The organism is Cylindrospermum sp. FACHB-282, from assembly GCF_014697195.1.
In the GTDB taxonomy this organism is placed as follows: Bacteria; Cyanobacteriota; Cyanobacteriia; order Cyanobacteriales; family Nostocaceae; genus Cylindrospermum.
In genome coordinates this window covers 1-16,847 of the sequence record NZ_JACJRJ010000080.1, presented here as the reverse complement: position 1 = coordinate 16,847, position 16,847 = coordinate 1, and the positions used below count along the sequence as shown (strand labels likewise).

Genomic DNA, 16,847 nt, shown 5'->3' with positions numbered 1-16,847 from the left:
CATGATTCGGTAGCAGAAGGCTATAGCCAACTTTCAGTCACAAATACAGCTACCAGCGCCGATACAAAATACAACAACCTCAGCACTTCTGTGGCTGCGGATGTTGGCGACAATGATACCGTAGGTATCAACGCTAACCAAGTTGGTGGCACTGCCGCTGTCGTGGAAGGCGCTACTGCTGTGTACGCTATCACCCTCAATAGCGAACCTATTGGTGAGGTGACTATTACCATCAGTAGTAGCGATACCAGCGAACTTACCACCGATGTCACAACTCTCACCTTCAACGCCAGCAACTGGGATACAGCGCAAAATGTGACAGTGACGGCAGTAGAGAATGATATAGCAACTAGCACAGCCCAAATCCATTATGTAGCAACTAGCAGCGGCGATACTCAATACAACATTACCAAGTCTGTTGATGTTGAGATTGCCAACAACGATACAGTAGGTATCAACGCTAACCAAGTTGGTGGCACTGCCGCTATCCTCGAAGGGGATACCGCTGTGTATGGCATCACCCTGAATAGCCAACCTACTGATGATGTCACCCTTACCATCACTAGCGTTGACACCAGCCAACTCAGCCTTGATGTCACAACCCTCACCTTCAATGCTAGCAACTGGAATACAGCGCAAAATGTGACGGTGATGGCAATAGATGATGATATAGAACAAGGCGATCGCACAGTCTCTATCAATTACGCAGTAACCAGTAATGATGCTAACTACAGTGCCATTGGCACCGACTCTGATGCTATTAACATTATCGACGACGATATCCCCCTAGCAAAAGGCGATGATAATGATATCTTCACCATCAACAGTAATACTAATAGAAACACACTCGAAGTCACACTCCAAGGGAGCAGTTCTAATTTTGTAAACGAACTGGGGGTATTTAATGTTGACGATGCTCAAGGTACCATTGATGGTATTGCGCCAGGGGCAGCAGGTTACGCCGAAGCAGCTTTAAACCGATCTAAAGTCATCTTCTCTACTATTGCCAATCTCCCCAACGGATTTAATCCCGAAGATCTCACAACTTTGCTGAACTTGAATTCCGGAGATAACGTGAGATTTTACTTAATACAAAATAGTACAAGTGATTCCGTCAGGAGTACTGGTGAATATGGCAAGGTACTGTTTTCTGACTCCCAAAATGCTAAAATTACTACCAGCGAGGACGGTACTCAGTACTCCATAGGTTGGAACGATGGTTCTAGTAACAGTGCTGGGGACTTCAGCGATCTGGTTGTAAACTTTGAAACTACAAATGCATCTGTGCCTCTAGGGACAAATCTGCAAAGTTTGGCAGAAGGAGAAGTCATTGATTTGCGGAGTGTCACAGGCCAGGTAACGGCTGAGTTTGTGGTCAACAGAGAAGCGAGTTTCAACAATTTTATCGGCTTCTATAAGGTGGTTGATCAGAATGGTGGGATTGATACCAATGGCGATGGTCAAACAGATATTTCCGTCGGAGATGCTGGTTATATACAAGCAGCTGTGAGTGGGCGTATTGCTGGCATTGACCTAACGGTAAACAACCAAGGGACGGCAACTTACACTGGAACTTTCCAAGCTGGTGCTATCTATGCTCCATTTCTGATTGTTGATAGTAACCCTGATGCCATTCTCGATAGCAATTCAAGTAACGACCCAGGGGTTTACTTCACATACTTAGGCTCTAACACCGATGGGACTGATCACGTACGCTTGTTAGGAAATAACACCTTTGGCTTTGAGGATTTAACAGGTGGTGGCGATAACGATTTTAACGATGTAATTGTTAAAGTCAATTTGAGTATTACCTAGGATAACCTTTTAATCTTCTCCCCACCCTGCCTGACGGTCGAGGGTGGGGATTTTTTTTGAAGAAATAGGACTTCAAAATTTCTGCCCTGGGTAAATCGATCGCACTTCACCGTTACGACGGACGATTGCTTCACCGTTACTCACCTCTACGAGTGTCCAACCGCTAGCGCCAATACTCTCTCCCATGTTGACGCGGCGTGTCACACCATCGATTTTAAATAAAGCCGCAGATTTATTACCTAACTCTAGTAATCCCTCTAACTCTGTGGGATTACTAGATAAAAATACTTGATTTTGGGTGATGGTAGGTTCTTTCTCCGGCGCTACTGATGGTCTGGGTACTGTGGCAGTAGGCAGTTTCGGTGGGGCTATCCGCACTGGTACGACTGGTAATGCAGCCAGAGACTTAACTGGTTGTTTTAGGGTAGTTGGTGCGGTGCTTACAGCCCCAGTTAAGGGTTTTTGAGTTATGGGCTTGACTGGTTGCTGCACAGATATTAGGGGGTTTTTCATCGCACCAAGTTGAGATGGCTGCCCCGCAGTAATAGGGATGGGAGGTAGGGTGTAGCGCATGGGTGACGGCGCTTGATAAACAGGTATGTAGATCCGCTCGACAACGTTTGTCGCCCGGTTAGCAGCTGGCAAGGTACTGTTAGCAGTTAGAGGTGGGGGTAAATTTCCAATGGGTGTTGCCCTAGGCAGGGACAGGGGTGTTTGGTTAATATTGGCGCTACTTGGTAATCCAGGTTTGGCAGATATTTGATTAGTATTTATCTCTTGCTTGTCTATGACTGCCAATGCTTCCAGCATATAATCAACCAACTCTGCTGATGGTTCTTTTTTTGTAGGTAACTGTGACTGTGGCTGGCTTGTGGGCAGAGTTGACGGGGTGAATATAGTCAAGACTCCAGACTTGATCAGGTAGATAATGATAGCGGCCACACCAAGGATTGCTCCTAGAAGCAGCAGTTTATCCACAGCATCCCTTTTTTGCTGATGCTTTTGAATTGCTGACACAGTGGGAGGTTTAATAACCAGCGTCCCAACTTGCTGATTTTTAATTTGTGGTACTGGCTGTGGCATGACAACTTGTGGCATCGTCACTGTAACTGTCTGCCGCGATACAGATTCTATTCTCATGGTTTGGTTTGTCAGATTCCCACTACCATCCAGAATGTCATCAATATCTGAAAAGAGGTCATCCATCAAGCCATCAGCATAGGTCTCTATCGTCCAAGGCTCGTTGGCGATCAAGTCTTCTGATGGTTCCGTAGCAATGAGATAGGTGCGGGCATCTTGTGACATAGGCGTTTTGGGTTGTGGCTGCTAGGACGGGGAAACGACACCCCTAAGCAATTTAAAATTCAAAGTTCAAAATGAAAAACTCATTAATGGCAAGCATTCTGGCTGCCGAATGAGTGCAAATTAAATGTAATCTGAAGTAGTTTCCTAGATAAGAAATCAGGATTTTTGATCAAACAACCAATCTCCCGTCTTGGTTAGACGAGTGGATTGAGCGATGGTATTAAATTCAACTTTAAACCGGAAATTGTTGATGATGGCAATTCTTAATCTGTGTCATCTATCATACCCATTTCCCCCCTTATACTATACTCACCCTTGATGCAGTTTTATTGCCGCTAATGCTGGAAAATCCGGCTGCATATTGGTTTTACGCAATTCTAAATAGATCAGTAAAGCGTTGATATCAGCTGGGTTGACCCCGCCAATCCGAGCAGCTTGACCGAGGGTGAGGGGTTTGACCTTGGTTAGCTTTTCTCTGGCTTCTTTGGAAAGGGTATCAATGGTGATGTAATCCAAATCGGCAGGTAATTGGCGATGGGCTTGACGAGCAATTTGATCTATCTGATGTTGTTGTCTAGCTAAATAGCCTGAATATTTGATGTCAATTTCTGCGCCTTCTTTTTCGGCTGGTTTGAGGTTGGGGTTCCCCAGTCCGTACCTGTCAAGGTCAACATAATGGAATCCTGGACGTCGCAGCAAGTCAGCTAGGGTAATTGAGCCTTTAATGGCTTGTTGGGTATCAGTGGCGATCGCTTTGCCGATTTCCTCGAGTTCTTTTACCCGCGTGGCGTCTAGCCGTTCTTTTTCAACGCTAATCTGCTCTTGTTTCTGGGTGAATAAGTCCCAACGGCGATCGTTAATTAAACCAATTTCTCTACCCAAAGGTGTCAGACGCTGGTCAGCATTATCAGAACGCAGCAGCAACCGATACTCAGACCTACTGGTCAGCATCCGGTAAGGTTCCCGTAAATCCTTTGTACACAGGTCATCAACTAAAGTACCAATGTAACTTTGCTCACGGGGGAAAACAATCATTTCCTGACCGCGCACAAACCGAGCCGCGTTAATTCCTGCCACCAAACCTTGAGCAGCCGCTTCTTCATAGCCGGTTGTGCCATTAACTTGTCCCGCACAAAACAACCCCGCCACCTTCTTTGTCATCAGCGTCGGATAACACTGTGTAGCTGGTAAATAGTCATATTCCACAGCATAGGCAGGGCGGAGCATTGTACATTTTTCTAACCCTGGTAGGCTCCGCAACATTAGCAGTTGCAAATTTTCGGGCAACCCTGTGGAAAACCCTTGGATATACAATTCCGGTATATCCCGCCCTTCCGGTTCAATAAAGATTTGGTGGCTTTCTTTATCGGCAAAGCGGACAATCTTATCTTCAATACTGGGGCAATAACGCGGCCCCTTGGCTTCTACCCAACCACCATAAACAGGTGACAAGTGTAAATTTTCTTGAATTAGGCGATGGGTTTCGGCAGTGGTGCGGGTGATATAGCAAGGCAATTGTTCCCGTTCTACCCATGCATCGGGGTCGAAGCTAAACCAACTAACTTTCTCATCCCCCGGTTGGATGATCATTTTACTGTAGTCAACTGATCGCTTATCTACCCGTGCGGGAGTGCCGGTTTTCAATCTGCCGGTTTCAAAGCCTAACCGATTGAGAGTTTCTGTCATGCCCTCAGCGGCAAATTCTCCTGCCCTTCCCGCTGGCATTGATTTGTTGCCAACCCAAATTTTTCCACCCAAGAAGGTGCCCGTTGTCAAGATTACTGCTGGGCATTGAAACGCCATGCCAAAGTAAGTCTGAAGGCCGATGATTTCATCGTTAGCTCCCAATACTAAATCTGTAGCCATGCCTTCACGGATGGTTAAGTTTTCTTGGTTCTCAACAATGGTTTTCATCACTGCTGCATATTCCCGTTTGTCAGTCTGGGCGCGTAATGCCCACACAGCCGGGCCTCGTGAGGCGTTGAGGATGCGTTTTTGTAAATAAGTGCGATCGGCAACTTTGCCAATTTCTCCGCCCAGTGCATCTACTTCATGAGTCAACTGTGACTTGGCAGGCCCACCTACGGCAGGGTTACAGGGTTGCCAAGCAATTCTATCTAAGTTGAGGGTCAGTAGCAGTGTGCGACAACCGAGGCGGGCAGAAGCGAGTGCTGCCTCACAACCGGAGTGACCTGCACCGACGACAATCACATCAAATGCGTCTTGGAATTCAACGGAATTGTGCATGGTCATAGTTAACAGGATTTAGCCAGTTTGAGAGTTATCTTCTATTTTAACCACTCTCGTGGTTTTATGTAGTATTTTGATGATAAAAAGTTATGAATATCACCTAAAATTAAATATGAAAAAATTTATATTTCTGGGTTATCCTGGAGTGGAAAGGGCAATATATGTTAATTTGTTTGGCTTGCAATATACAGATATCAGGGTTCTGTGTAGAGAATGGTTTTTAACGTTCGCGTAGGTGCGGTCGGCATTACCGCAAAGAGCGCAAAGGACACGAAGAAAGGAAGAAAGAGAGGTTTTAAAGGGTATTTTTTGTAAATGCTTATCTTGACAGATTCAAATTATATTCGGTATATTATCAATGAATTAAATTGGCTTTAGCTTATATGTATAAGCATGAAATGCTTGAAGATATTAAGCAAAAGTTTATTTATATAGGAGTCCTATTTGATTTTTCAAAAAGACTCATTACACTTTAATCTTCTAGATTCCTCTTGCCTCTTGCCTGCCTACACAAATAATTATGGCTACGCCTACCGTGAGGGATACAGGAATCAAACCAGATTCCTAAATTAAAAACAAGAATCAACATTTTTTTACTTTTCAATCATTTACAGCTTTTCCTGAGCTAGTGAGGTACATTAGGATGTTCTATATCAAGGCTTTCGCCCTTTACAGGGTACTTCACATGATAGGGAACCGCTATATACAATTTTGTAATATGATTAAACTCCAGTTATCAAGTTAATCTATTTTTTCATGAAACGACTTTCTCGGAAGGCAACATTTATCATTATCGTTGTCTTGATGATTATTACCGTAGTTACTATTTATGGATTTAACCATCACAAACTGGTTAACAAAGTTCAACCAGTAAATAAATGTGTGAGCAATTGTACCAATGCTGTAATATCACCCTCGCCGTTTATTCCCAACCAGGAATTGAATGAACAACAGCGTTTTTTGTCTACAATTGCTCATAAGCTATCAACAACTCCCCAAAATAATACTTTTGAATATACTTTACTACGTGCTTACGGTGCGGTATTTCTTAATCAAGAATTAGGAGTTAAATTACCACAAAAAGTTATCTTAGCAACTGAACAAGAAGCGCAAGAATTTCAAACTACTCTGACAATGGGACAAGTTGATGGTACTAGAGATTGTTATTTACAGAAATCAGCCGCAGATGCTTTAAATAAAGCCAGAACTCTGCAAATTATTCCCCTAAAATCCGGGTTTTCTGGTGACTGCACACGCAATTTCGCCACTAATTTAAATTTTTGGCGAAAATACGCTAATAATCAAGTTTTTGAAAGAGTGCAACAAGGTCAGGAAACCAAAATTCTTGGTACAGTTGCACCCCCAGGAACCTCACAGCATCTCTGGGGATTAGCAATTGATTTACGGGTATCTAATCAAGAACAGAGAAAAGCTTTAAATCAAAATGGTTGGTTTCAAACTGTAGAAAATGATCTTCCCCACTGGACTTATATCGGTTGGACTGAAGAGAATTTACCTAAGTTTGGGTTAAAGAATAAAGTTGTCAATGGAATTATCTATTGGGTAACACCAATTTAAGCCATACTTGTCACCTTGGTGTTTCTGATATCCTACCAAAAAGCTAGCATTAGCCAGTGCAGTAATGGAGATAATTAATACCTGTAATTTTGGTATAATTAGCGGACATCTACATAATAAAATTCTGCGATTTTAGTCCCTTGATCAACAGTGTCTAGGTAGGCTTTAATGGCATATTTGATGTTCTCTAATGCCTCTTCTTCTGTTGCTCCCTGTGTCCAACATCCAGGTAAAGCAGGACACCAGATAGCATAGCCTTTAGCTGTCTTATTTAAATTGACTTGATATCGCATATCTCAATCACCACTTTTGTCTGAAATTCTATCTTGTTCAATCAGACAAAAAGGGATCACTTGATACTGCATAAACTCACACCCTTGCTAACTCTAGAGAAAAAGTTAAATTTACTGGGATTTGTATAGAGATGCTACAAATGTCAGAAAATTGACTTGATTATTCTCCCACTTGTTGTAGTAGCGCTCAATTCGTTTTTTTCCATCACTACCCCCTCCTAGACCAACAATTATTAATAATTTGCTATTGGTCTGGTAGTGCAAACCTTTATCATGTTTTGGGGCATTATATCCAGCACCGCGCTGGTCGTGATAGTTTTGAAGCTGTGTAGGTAGATAAACTTGACCAGTTTTGAGATCAGCAATCGCCACAGTGTCTACACCACCCATAGCACGATTGAAACCCTTGACGATAGGGTAGTATCCAGCTAAGTTAGTGCCTTTTTAAACTGCTGTTTTCATTTCGGGTTCGGTTAAATTAAAATTTACCGTCTGCCAAGGTGAATAATTACTACAATAAAATAGTCGCGCGTCTGACTTCTGGAGTTCTGGCAGTGGGCTTATTTGATGATTTGAGTCGGTTTCTCGAAAGCCGTTTAGAAGAATTCTTGCGTAATAATCCACATTTGGAGTTAGAAGCGCTGTTAGAACAGCTGCGGGAGCAAGAAGAAGATACTTTAAGGCTGATTGCAGATTTACAATTACAAGAGAAGCGATCGCAAGACGATATTCTCTCCACCGCTCAAGAAATCCAACGTTGGCATATCCGTGTTCAAAAGGCCAAAACCGCCGGGAGAGAGGATTTAGCCGCTGCTGCGGGTCAGCGAGAAGCCGCCCTATTGCGCGAAGGAAATCAGCGCTGGGGACAAATGCAGGGGCTGAAAGAACGGATTAATCAATCTCAGAAACTACTACAAAAAATTCAGCAGCGACGACAGGAGGTGCAAACTAAAGCAGCTGAAGCGCAAACAGAACGAGCTAGAGCTACTACCCAGCAGCGCTTAGAAACCAATGGCTGGCAAAATCCAACTAGTAGTTACTCTAGCGGGTTTGACGACCTAGAAGAAAAATTTCGTAGCTGGGAAACTCAAGACGAGTTGGAAAAGATGAAGCGTAATCTGGGGAAATAATCACCAAACATAAAGGATGAAATCTCAATAATAAGTAGGAGAACTAAATTAAAACAAGAGCTTCTGTAGTAAGGATTAAAGTCCTTAAAATGCTTCGCTCACTATAAACAAAGTTTTTAGTTGACATTTAATTATGTCTACCTACTTACAAATTCATCCTTGATTTTTATATATTATTTGTAATATATTTGACAAATTAATTATTACCAAAAGTGCTATACATTGGCAGTTACTGTCTCGATTGAGTAACTGAATTATTGAGACTTTATTTAGTTATCTTATTAGAGTTTTATTTGCTGATAAATTTTATTTAAGCAGATTTTTACCTCTGGTTCTAACTGCTCCTATCCCATCAGCAGCATACCTACATTTATTCCCTATCGCCTATATGTTGCCAAAGGATTCCCCAGACATTGCAAATAAGAACTGAGGAATGGAAAATTATATCTTTCTAGACGTTTTAGCTAGCCTACAACGGTTGTTTGTAAGTTATATTCCAGCCGTTGTTTTGGGTAGTTTTATTGGATATCTAATCAGCATAAACGGTAGAATTTATCAGATATTTAGACGGATATTTCAGATACCCCATAGTATCCCGCCTATAGCCTTGCTACCGATTGCCCTGATAGTCTTTAAAGAAAGCGAAGCCGCTGCCGTGATTGTAATTTTTATGGGCACTGTCTGGACAATTGTCGTTAATACCGCAATAGGTATGCGACATTTTCGCAGACAGAACAATAACTTTCGCGCGGCTATCTTTCATATATTTCATTCTCTCAAAGTTGGTGTTTGGGTAGCCTGGTTTACAGTTATTGCTACAGAAATGTTGATGGGCCCAAAAGGTCTGGGGTTTCTCGTTTGGGATAGTTATAAATCTGGCAACACCAATTACATCATTGAGGCGATACTTTACATTGGTATTATTGGTTTTTTGCTGGATCAGTTACTAGATTTCATAGCATATATTCTCTCCCAGATGGTCAGCGATGGGCGTAAATCGTCTTAATCACTAACAGAAGTTAATTTTTAGCATTTGGTTTAGGATTGCTATATAAGAAAAAAAAATGGTTCTGCACTAAACAGAACCACTAAAGCTTTTACAAAACTGTTACAAATTAACGAATTGCACCTTGAGCAGAAGCAGCATCAATCGGTTTCATCAGGTATAGCCGCAGTAACTGCCAACCATGAGAGAGATAAACCGGCAGCTTTTGGAAGAATTGTAAGAATTTGGGAGTGTTAGAGTTGGAAATTGCTCTTAGCTTCTCGTTATTCTCTATACAAACATCCAGGCGCTGATAAAACTCTGGATTTTCTACATCCAGCATTATTGGGAAGACTCTACCTGCGGTTTCGTTGGTCTTCTTAATCACATGGATATCGTACTCCCGTGCATCTAAACCAAGGGATGCATAGAAGTCCTTGCGCTGGATGTCATTCAGATACATTGTTGCAAACACCGACAACAGGAAGAACCGACTCCATAGCTTTGCCTTCCAATCATTCAACATTTGCGGTTGAGATTTCATAATCGCATCGAAGAAATCCCCGTGACGGTTTTCATCCTGACACCAGTTTTCAAAGAACCGGAAAATTGGATAAATCTGGTCTTCAGGATGTGCTTCTAAATGGCGATAAATGGTGATGTAGCGCCAATAACCAATCTTCTCTGATAGATAAGTGGCGTAGAAGATGAATTTCGGCTTAAAGAAGGTGTAACTGCGGCTCTTAGTCAAAAACCCCAAATCTAGGGATAGGTCGAAATCTGACAAAGCTTTGTTCAAAAAGCCAGCATGACGCGCTTCATCCCGTGACATCAGGTTGAAACACTCTGCCAAGACAGGGCTTTTATCCTTCAAGCGGCGTCCGAGTTCTTTGTAGAGCAAAAAGCCGGAAAACTCCGCTGTACAGGAACGTTCTAGAAATTCAACGAATAACTTGCGAGTTTCTCCGTCAATATTATCCCAGGATTGTTCAAACTCGGCATCCCGGACAAAGTGATGGCGGTTGTAGTCTGTACGAAATTCTTCCAGAATGGCTCTTAACTCGTCTTCGTTGACGGAGATGTCCATCTGCGCCATTTCATCAAAATCTGTGGTATAAAACCGGGGTGTTAAGAGGGTTTCTTTTGCGGGAACTTTAACCCCAGGACGCAATTCTTCAAAGCCTGGTTTTTTTAGGGAATCTACCATGTCTTGATTACTCTTTTGTCTTTCTTATATTGAGTACACCACAAAGCCAAATTTTATGCTCTCACAAGGTGCGACTGAGGACAATAACGCCATTTGTATAAAACTCAGTTTACCAAGGAGTAGGCTAGAAACTGGTAAATATATCGTTAAGAGTTGCAACAATAGATGTATTGTTACCGAATCTAGCCTGGAAAATTGGTAGTCAGCGCTTCCGTTCCTGAGTTGAGGGGTTTCATTAAATTTATCCAAAATCTACTCGTTATGGGTAAACTCAGTGCTTTTTGGCGGACTCAGCCAATATCTTGGATGAAAACGAGATTATGACTTTTTATCTGGGGGATGTTGAAATCAGGTTATGTCAAAATAGACAACGACCCCATTACTGGAGCCGTTACCTACCATTTCCAGGAGATTTAAAGTTCCTAGACTGCCATTTGTCCAAAACTCAGGACTAATGACTAATTTCTACCTAGCCATTTTTGACCATTCAAGCGCTGCACTAAGCCAAATACCAATAAATCAAGGGTAATTTTGCGCTCATCGATTAAGAATGACTCAAGAGTGCTAGGTTTTTTGCCTTCATTACAGGAAAATCCCTTTTTACCTTGAATATCTTCATCGGGGAAATACAGGTTAAATTGGCGGAGGTTGTCTTGCCACTTGCCGATAATTTGCCAGCATTCTTCAGCGGAATCAAAGCCAGCGAGGGGAAATTTCTGCTTTGCAAAGGATAACTGCAAATCGGGGACTCCTTGCTGTGCGATCGCCTTTTGTACAGCTGGCAAGTATTCTTGCTCGATAAACTCCACAAACGGCTTATCTTCAACAGTGGGAGCTTTTTCCTTTTTCGCGGCTGCGGGTTTGTCTTTGGGGGGTGCAGCAGCTGGTTTAGCCGCATTGGGGTTAGTTTTGGGATTTGCTGCTTTCGGATCTGGCGTGTTGGCAGTAGGGAGGCTCGTTGCTACTGGTTCGTTAGTGCTAGGAGCATTATCTTCAGCGACGGTGGGAGCCTGTTTGTCAACAGTGCTGGGAGCAACCTCTCCCGCTTGATTGTGATTGGTTTGGTCTGCCATTGCTCAGGTCAATCCTTTATCTAGCTTTCAGAGCGATCGCTCACCTGAAGGTATCGGTTATTTTCATTTTGGCATATTTGGCATATCAGAAGCCCAGTTATAGCTGATTTCTCTAGTTTGCCAGTAATCGCTGATGGGTCATGCGATCGCCTGCTGAATATCTTGGATCAATTCGTCAATTCTTGCCTGTGTTGTATTCCAAGCACACATCAAACGCACACCCCCCACACCTATAAAAGTATAAAATTGCCAATTTTTAGCTTTTAAGCTGTGAATTACCTGTTCCGGGAGTTTGACAAAAACGGCGTTGGCTTCCCTCGGAAACAATATCTCAACCCCTTCTATCTTCAATAATTGATTTTCTAAGTATTCAGCACATAAATTGGCATGGCGGGCATTTTTTAACCACGCACCGGTTTCCAATAAACCCAACCAAGGAGCCGAAATAAACCGCATTTTTGACGCTAATTGACCAGCTTGCTTGCAGCGATAATCAAAATCTTCTGCTAAAGATTTATTGAAGAAAATAATCGCTTCACCTAAAGCCATACCATTTTTTGTCCCACAAAAGCACAACACATCCACGCCACTTTTCCAAGTAATTTCTGCTGGGCTTTTATTCAATGCAGCTACAGCATTAGCAAAGCGTGCCCCATCAACATGAATCTTTAAGTTATACTGTTTCGCAACTTCTTTAATACCCAGGAGTTCTTCAGGAGTATATAAAGTTCCTAATTCTGTCGCTTGGGTAATACTAATAACTTTCGGTTTCGGATAATGAATATCACTCCGCTTAGTGACAACTGCCTCTATAGTCTCTGGCGTTAACTTGCCATTTTCTCCTTTAGCTAAGAGTAGTTTTGAACCATTAGAAGTAAATTCTGGGGCGCCACACTCATCAGTTTCGATGTGAGATGTCTCATGACAAATGACGCTATGGTAAGACTGACAGAGTGCAGCTAAAGACAAAGAATTTGCCGCAGTGCCATTAAAAGCAAAAAATACTTCACAATCAATTTCAAACAATTCTCGAAAATAATCCGCTGCCTTTTGTGTCCATTCATCATTCCCATAAGCTGGCGCACTGGCTTGGTTTGCTCTCAGCATATATTCCAGGGCTTCGGGACAAATACCAGAATAATTATCACTAGCAAACTGTTCTGAATTATTACTCATAATCTTTAATAATGTTGATAATTAATTGGGCAATTGGGCTAAATATTTATGATTACTACTACCCCTGAGAAATCTCTACCAAAAACTACTCAGAATTATATTATTTTTATCGTTTTTTTGAATTACCCATCAAATACAAAATTTAGCTGCTCTTCATGAATTACCCTAGACTTAATTAAGGCTTTCAAATATTTTTTGTGTAAATCCTGGCTTGGTCAACATTACTAGATTTAGTGGTAAACTTAATATCACTAGGACTTACTTCCTTTGGAAATTCATCCTAAATTTGGGCTTTTAAAATGGTGTTTTGATGCGCCTCTATTCCTATAAATACTTGGGTTGAGAGATAAATCACTCACTACGGCAAAATAGTCATTTTACATTGTTTTATGGAGCAGATATAGCATGGTAGCTGAAAACCAAGAAGTTGATGCCCAGCAATGGGTGAAAACTCGTTCTTCCCTTGATTCTACCACATCCACTTTTTTGATTTGGAGTGGTAAAATTTACAGCTTTGTCCCTGGCGAGAAACGACAACTACTGTTTAAAATCGTGGGGATGAGTGTAAGTCGGTGTATTGCCACTGATGAGGGTAGCTGGGATTTTACTTCTAGGGAACTGACTTATTACCTCAACCCACAGACAGATGAGGTTTTGCGGAAGTGGCAAAATCCTTGGACTGAGGAGACTGTGACAGTGATGCACGTTGCCAATAATCCTGTGCAAGGGCAGTTTAAAGGCAAATTTCCTGCCCAAGTCGATGGTGAAAACACTACTTTTGTGTTTGATATTTTTCCCACTTATCCTAATCCCCTAGCAGAAGATGAGAAGTTTGCCGAATATAGCCCAAATCCAATTTATCAAGCGGCGGAATTGTTTAAAATTACAGTGCCTAGTGCTGATTTAGTTAACGCAGAAATTCCTTCTGTGACAAAATTAAGGCTGAGTTGGGATAGGATTGGTCAGTGGCTGCCTTGGATGAAAATGAGCGATCGCGCCGGTTATCTTATTTATAGTGCCTCTGGGAGCAAAGTTGGTAGTTTTGCAGAATTACCCCCACTGCTGCAAGAAGAAATTAACACCCGCCTACCTTTGTATAAGCAAGCTCCAACAGCTTTTATTGATGGGGCAGATATGACTTCTTGGTTATACTTTCAAAAGTATTTTTCCGCTTACTTGGGTGGAGAAATCTTCCCGCTCCCAGCACCAGAGGAAGGTTAAAATCTCAAAAGGAGTGTCAACTAAAAGTAGTTAGAACTTCCGCATATTATTAATAACAGGGTCAAAACCTCTAGAAAACTTCGTGCTGTTATCATAATAAGCGCCGCTCAAATTAGCTCCATATAACTTGGTATAGTGAAGCTTTGCGCCTCGGAGATTGGCTTCATTTAGGTTGACACCGCACAAATTAGCTCTTGTTAAATTTGCCTTGGCTAAATTGGCACTACTCAAATCTGCTCCCCACAGTTTAGCCTTAGCTAGATTAGCTTCACTCAAATTAGCTCCCCATAAATTGATTCCAGGTAGGTAAATGGCAATCAGCTTCGTCTTACTTAAATTGGCAGATGGAAAATATCTCTCCCCTGCGCTATAACGCCGTTTTAGTTCTTCAGCATCCATGGGTTCCTTACCTGATTCCGGCCATATCTTCAGAATACTCCGCCATTAGCCTATAAGCACTTCCTAGTAGGTGAAAATCACCCCAAAATAAAAGCAAGCTCTTGAGGGCGCAGAGGACAAAATACCAGTCAAAGCCCACCTACTGCCCTCTAAGAGAACTTAGACTCTGTTAAACTGCACAATTTCAAACTCAAAAGTCTTAATTAGCCGATCATCAATATATACCTCTATTTTATGCTGACCAACGGGATCTCCAGGTGCGATCGTCCAAAAATTTTCAATTACACCATTAACAGCGGTTTGTGTGCGCTTTGACACCGCAGTAGTACCGTCAGATGAGATTGAGAAATCTTCACTATCCTGTGTACCCCAAGTTTCTGGAGGTTTTGGTAAGCGCAGAACTTCGCGCCATTTTACCTCACCCCGGTAATTTTGAAGCTGAATTCGCCACCCATAGGCATCACCTTCTTGTAATTGCACTCTAGTTCTGGGGAAAAAATTGACTTTACCCTGAGAGTCAACTATCTTTACCCCAAACTCAGCTTTGCTAACAGTAATCTGTTTAGCATCAATTAACTGAGAAGATGCTGGGGAATTTTGTGCCAAAACAGGAGTAGCATTAATCATCTCAACCCCTATGATTCCAGATATCAGCCAAAAAGAAGCTAGCGCAATCCTAGCAGACCAAGTTCTCATAAACATCATTTTCTTGTCAGATATTGCTACTTATTCAATTATTCCGATCTACATTCCGGTTTGAACAAAAAAATAATTATTGGATGAGCAGAAATACTTTTGATAAGCATCAGATTGTATATTTATCAAATTCAACATTCCCACTGGATGAACAGCTAGACAATTTTTATAGGAATATGTATTTTCCCTATATTAAATGGATTATTGTTTTATTTTAAATTAAGAAACTAGAATAATCTTTGTCTCTTCAAAGAATGAGAAATTTAAAAATACTGACCTCTTGCCTAGAATTTAGGGCTATTTCATTCTCAACAACCGCCATGACTTACGTCACGCTGCGCTATCAGAATGAATTCTGAGTCTAATAGCACTCATTGGTCTAATTTACGATAATAAATCCCAAACAGCCTATACTAGAAAGTAGAATACAACATTGTTACATCCTACTTTCAAAGTGTTTAGTCTTCGTCAAGTGCAGGAAAAGCTTCTTCAAGCTTCCACAACTTATTTTTATTTTCAAGGAACCAAATCCGCGTTTCAGTCGTTAATTTACTCCAAACCACTTCAGCGGGAATATGGGGAGATGCATATTGATACTCCTCACCGAGTGATTTTAGATTAGCCGCTACATCACGGGGAATACCAAATTCTTCCCAGTCAACTTTTAAATGTCTTCCAGAAAGTCCCGCCGTAGGGTCAAAAACTAATTGTGCAGTTCTGATTAAATCGGCGAAGTGTTGCGGTTTGAGTCCGAAACTATCCTGATTTTGGAGTGATTCGTTATGCTCTTGAGACATGGTCACTGGAGTGGTGAAGGTGGGTGGTTCATTGAACTTACTGCCAGAGATCATCCCCGTATCTTTAGTTTAGCGCGGAAAATTCTGGTCAGCACAGCCCACCAGACAATTGAGAAATCATGACGCTAGATTATATTGTTATATATTGACTATTTCGTGCATTTAATTTTGTAGTCAATATTTCAGTTAATCAGTTTCTACAAAAACTGTAACCGCAGCTACAGCTATCAACATTTCATCATTTTTATCGTTGAGGGAAGGAATGGCTAGTCCATCAACCACCATACCCCCAGATTCTACCGTGAGAGTTTTCCTACCAAAGGGGAGTACAGCTAACACTTCCGCTTCCCGGACTTGTTCTGGATAGGGTACGGCTACCTTAACTTCCACAATCATGTCATTTGGGTCACTCAACCCAGCTACTTCCATAATACCGAGCAAGGCGTTATGTGCGATCGCATTTCTGACTGCCCTAGCAGCTGCTACCGTCGGTTCCTGTCCATGCTGATCTACACCCATCCCCATTTCAATAATAAAACGTTTAAGAGCCATAGATACCTGCCATAAGTCCTGGTTATAAAGTCCTAGTATCTACAAATTTATATTAGGACTTACCCACACTCTACAAATTCTTGGCGTTCTTGGCGGTAGCCTGCGGTACGCCGCTTCTCTACCAGACGCTGTTCGCGTTCGCGTCTACGATAAATGAAGCTTGTTGTCCATTTTTGCGTATGTCCTGTATATACTACCATAATTTACCAAGCAACCTAATAATATAGGACTTAACGGACAGGAAACACCCAATATGAAGCATTGCTTAAGTCTGTTGTAGGGTGCGTCAGACCCAATAATTTGGCAATAATGAACAGATTTTGGACATCTGACGCACCCTACAAAGCCATGTTCAAAAGCCGAAAATGAC

17 protein-coding genes are annotated in these 16,847 nt (G+C 41.9%); 5 read left to right on the top strand and 12 right to left on the bottom strand.

Translation table 11 applies throughout. The annotated features are described in order from the left end of the window. Positions 1-1,815: DUF4114 domain-containing protein (locus H6G32_RS25395; RefSeq protein WP_190463402.1), on the top strand; the 1,815-nt coding region annotated here is incomplete at its 5' end. Positions 1,816-1,887: 72 nt separating this feature from the next. Here H6G32_RS25395 and H6G32_RS25390 read toward each other — a convergent pair. Beyond that, a complete protein-coding gene (locus H6G32_RS25390; RefSeq protein ID WP_190463400.1) occupies positions 1,888-3,120 on the bottom strand; it encodes a hypothetical protein in 1,233 nt (410 codons plus the stop codon). A gap of 309 nt (positions 3,121-3,429) precedes the next feature. Next, positions 3,430-5,373 (bottom strand): tRNA uridine-5-carboxymethylaminomethyl(34) synthesis enzyme MnmG, encoded by a 1,944-nt coding sequence (gene mnmG / locus H6G32_RS25385; protein WP_190463398.1) that lies wholly within the window; start codon positions 5,371-5,373, stop codon positions 3,430-3,432. A gap of 753 nt (positions 5,374-6,126) precedes the next feature. Between mnmG and H6G32_RS25380 the strand changes: the two genes are divergently transcribed. Beyond that, complete coding sequence (locus tag H6G32_RS25380; RefSeq protein WP_190463396.1) at positions 6,127-6,948, top strand: D-alanyl-D-alanine carboxypeptidase family protein; 822 nt, start codon at positions 6,127-6,129, stop codon at positions 6,946-6,948. A 98-nt stretch (positions 6,949-7,046) separates the two neighbouring features. Here the strand turns inward: H6G32_RS25380 and H6G32_RS25375 are convergent, their stop codons facing one another. Together H6G32_RS25375 and H6G32_RS25370 are read right to left on the bottom strand one after the other, a co-directional pair. Next, positions 7,047-7,241: a type II toxin-antitoxin system HicB family antitoxin gene (locus H6G32_RS25375; RefSeq protein WP_190463394.1), complete on the bottom strand. Its 195-nt coding sequence runs from the start codon at positions 7,239-7,241 to the stop codon at positions 7,047-7,049. Between the two features lie 111 nt (positions 7,242-7,352). Beyond that, positions 7,353-7,631 carry a hypothetical protein gene (locus H6G32_RS25370; protein ID WP_190463392.1) on the bottom strand — a complete coding sequence of 93 codons (279 nt, stop codon included), beginning with the start codon at positions 7,629-7,631 and terminating at the stop codon, positions 7,353-7,355. Between the two features lie 164 nt (positions 7,632-7,795). Between H6G32_RS25370 and H6G32_RS25365 the strand changes: the two genes are divergently transcribed. Together H6G32_RS25365 and H6G32_RS25360 are read left to right on the top strand one after the other, a co-directional pair. Then, positions 7,796-8,371, top strand: coding sequence for a TIGR04376 family protein (locus H6G32_RS25365; protein WP_190463406.1), 576 nt, complete (start codon positions 7,796-7,798; stop codon positions 8,369-8,371). Positions 8,372-8,804: 433 nt separating this feature from the next. Beyond that, positions 8,805-9,377, top strand: coding sequence for an ABC transporter permease (locus H6G32_RS25360; RefSeq protein WP_190463390.1), 573 nt, complete (start codon positions 8,805-8,807; stop codon positions 9,375-9,377). Positions 9,378-9,486: 109 nt separating this feature from the next. Here H6G32_RS25360 and acsF read toward each other — a convergent pair whose 3' ends face one another. The 3 genes from acsF to H6G32_RS25345 form a co-directional block, all read right to left on the bottom strand. Beyond that, on the bottom strand, positions 9,487-10,563 hold the full coding sequence (gene acsF / locus H6G32_RS25355; protein WP_190463388.1) for a magnesium-protoporphyrin IX monomethyl ester (oxidative) cyclase: 1,077 nt from the start codon (positions 10,561-10,563) through the stop codon (positions 9,487-9,489). Positions 10,564-11,021: 458 nt separating this feature from the next. Beyond that, complete coding sequence (locus H6G32_RS25350; RefSeq protein ID WP_190463386.1) at positions 11,022-11,636, bottom strand: DUF2996 domain-containing protein; 615 nt, start codon at positions 11,634-11,636, stop codon at positions 11,022-11,024. Between the two features lie 138 nt (positions 11,637-11,774). After that, positions 11,775-12,812 carry a threonine aldolase family protein gene (locus H6G32_RS25345; protein ID WP_190463384.1) on the bottom strand — a complete coding sequence of 346 codons (1,038 nt, stop codon included), beginning with the start codon at positions 12,810-12,812 and terminating at the stop codon, positions 11,775-11,777. Positions 12,813-13,217: 405 nt separating this feature from the next. Between H6G32_RS25345 and H6G32_RS25340 the strand changes: the two genes are divergently transcribed. Beyond that, complete coding sequence (locus tag H6G32_RS25340) at positions 13,218-14,033, top strand: DUF1838 domain-containing protein (RefSeq protein ID WP_190463382.1); 816 nt, start codon at positions 13,218-13,220, stop codon at positions 14,031-14,033. 30 nt (positions 14,034-14,063) lie between these two features. Here H6G32_RS25340 and H6G32_RS25335 read toward each other — a convergent pair whose 3' ends face one another. The 5 genes from H6G32_RS25335 to H6G32_RS25315 all read right to left on the bottom strand — a co-directional run bounded on the left by H6G32_RS25335 (position 14,064) and on the right by H6G32_RS25315 (position 16,677). Next, entirely contained in the window at positions 14,064-14,432 is a 369-nt protein-coding gene (locus tag H6G32_RS25335; protein WP_190463380.1) for a pentapeptide repeat-containing protein, read from the bottom strand. A 159-nt stretch (positions 14,433-14,591) separates the two neighbouring features. After that, positions 14,592-15,128, bottom strand: a complete 537-nt coding sequence (locus H6G32_RS25330) for a hypothetical protein (RefSeq protein WP_190463378.1) — start codon at positions 15,126-15,128, stop codon at positions 14,592-14,594. Between the two features lie 458 nt (positions 15,129-15,586). After that, on the bottom strand, positions 15,587-15,925 hold the full coding sequence (locus H6G32_RS25325) for a hypothetical protein (RefSeq protein WP_190463403.1): 339 nt from the start codon (positions 15,923-15,925) through the stop codon (positions 15,587-15,589). Positions 15,926-16,111: 186 nt separating this feature from the next. Then, positions 16,112-16,477 carry a Lin0512 family protein gene (locus tag H6G32_RS25320; RefSeq protein ID WP_190463376.1) on the bottom strand — a complete coding sequence of 122 codons (366 nt, stop codon included), beginning with the start codon at positions 16,475-16,477 and terminating at the stop codon, positions 16,112-16,114. A gap of 59 nt (positions 16,478-16,536) precedes the next feature. Beyond that, the gene (locus H6G32_RS25315; protein WP_190463374.1) at positions 16,537-16,677 is read right to left on the bottom strand and encodes a hypothetical protein; all 141 of its coding nucleotides are present in this window, start codon (positions 16,675-16,677) and stop codon (positions 16,537-16,539) included. Between the last annotated feature and the right edge of the window lie 170 nt (positions 16,678-16,847).

What these genes read in the sequence shown, in the direction of transcription:
- H6G32_RS25380 (WP_190463396.1), top strand. Translation starts at nt 6,127, where the DNA reads ATGAAACGACTTTCTCGGAAGGCAACATTTATCATTATCGTTGTCTTG.
- H6G32_RS25325 (WP_190463403.1), bottom strand. Translation starts at nt 15,925, where the DNA reads ATGTCTCAAGAGCATAACGAATCACTCCAAAATCAGGATAGTTTCGGA.
- H6G32_RS25335 (WP_190463380.1), bottom strand. Translation starts at nt 14,432, where the DNA reads ATGGATGCTGAAGAACTAAAACGGCGTTATAGCGCAGGGGAGAGATAT.
- H6G32_RS25370 (WP_190463392.1), bottom strand. Translation starts at nt 7,631, where the DNA reads ATGGGTGGTGTAGACACTGTGGCGATTGCTGATCTCAAAACTGGTCAA.
- H6G32_RS25390 (WP_190463400.1), bottom strand. Translation starts at nt 3,120, where the DNA reads ATGTCACAAGATGCCCGCACCTATCTCATTGCTACGGAACCATCAGAA.
- H6G32_RS25330 (WP_190463378.1), bottom strand. Translation starts at nt 15,128, where the DNA reads ATGAGAACTTGGTCTGCTAGGATTGCGCTAGCTTCTTTTTGGCTGATA.
- H6G32_RS25315 (WP_190463374.1), bottom strand. Translation starts at nt 16,677, where the DNA reads ATGGTAGTATATACAGGACATACGCAAAAATGGACAACAAGCTTCATT.
- mnmG (WP_190463398.1), bottom strand. Translation starts at nt 5,373, where the DNA reads ATGACCATGCACAATTCCGTTGAATTCCAAGACGCATTTGATGTGATT.
- H6G32_RS25360 (WP_190463390.1), top strand. Translation starts at nt 8,805, where the DNA reads ATGGAAAATTATATCTTTCTAGACGTTTTAGCTAGCCTACAACGGTTG.
- H6G32_RS25340 (WP_190463382.1), top strand. Translation starts at nt 13,218, where the DNA reads ATGGTAGCTGAAAACCAAGAAGTTGATGCCCAGCAATGGGTGAAAACT.
- H6G32_RS25320 (WP_190463376.1), bottom strand. Translation starts at nt 16,477, where the DNA reads ATGGCTCTTAAACGTTTTATTATTGAAATGGGGATGGGTGTAGATCAG.
- acsF (WP_190463388.1), bottom strand. Translation starts at nt 10,563, where the DNA reads ATGGTAGATTCCCTAAAAAAACCAGGCTTTGAAGAATTGCGTCCTGGG.
- H6G32_RS25350 (WP_190463386.1), bottom strand. Translation starts at nt 11,636, where the DNA reads ATGGCAGACCAAACCAATCACAATCAAGCGGGAGAGGTTGCTCCCAGC.
- H6G32_RS25375 (WP_190463394.1), bottom strand. Translation starts at nt 7,241, where the DNA reads ATGCGATATCAAGTCAATTTAAATAAGACAGCTAAAGGCTATGCTATC.
- H6G32_RS25345 (WP_190463384.1), bottom strand. Translation starts at nt 12,812, where the DNA reads ATGAGTAATAATTCAGAACAGTTTGCTAGTGATAATTATTCTGGTATT.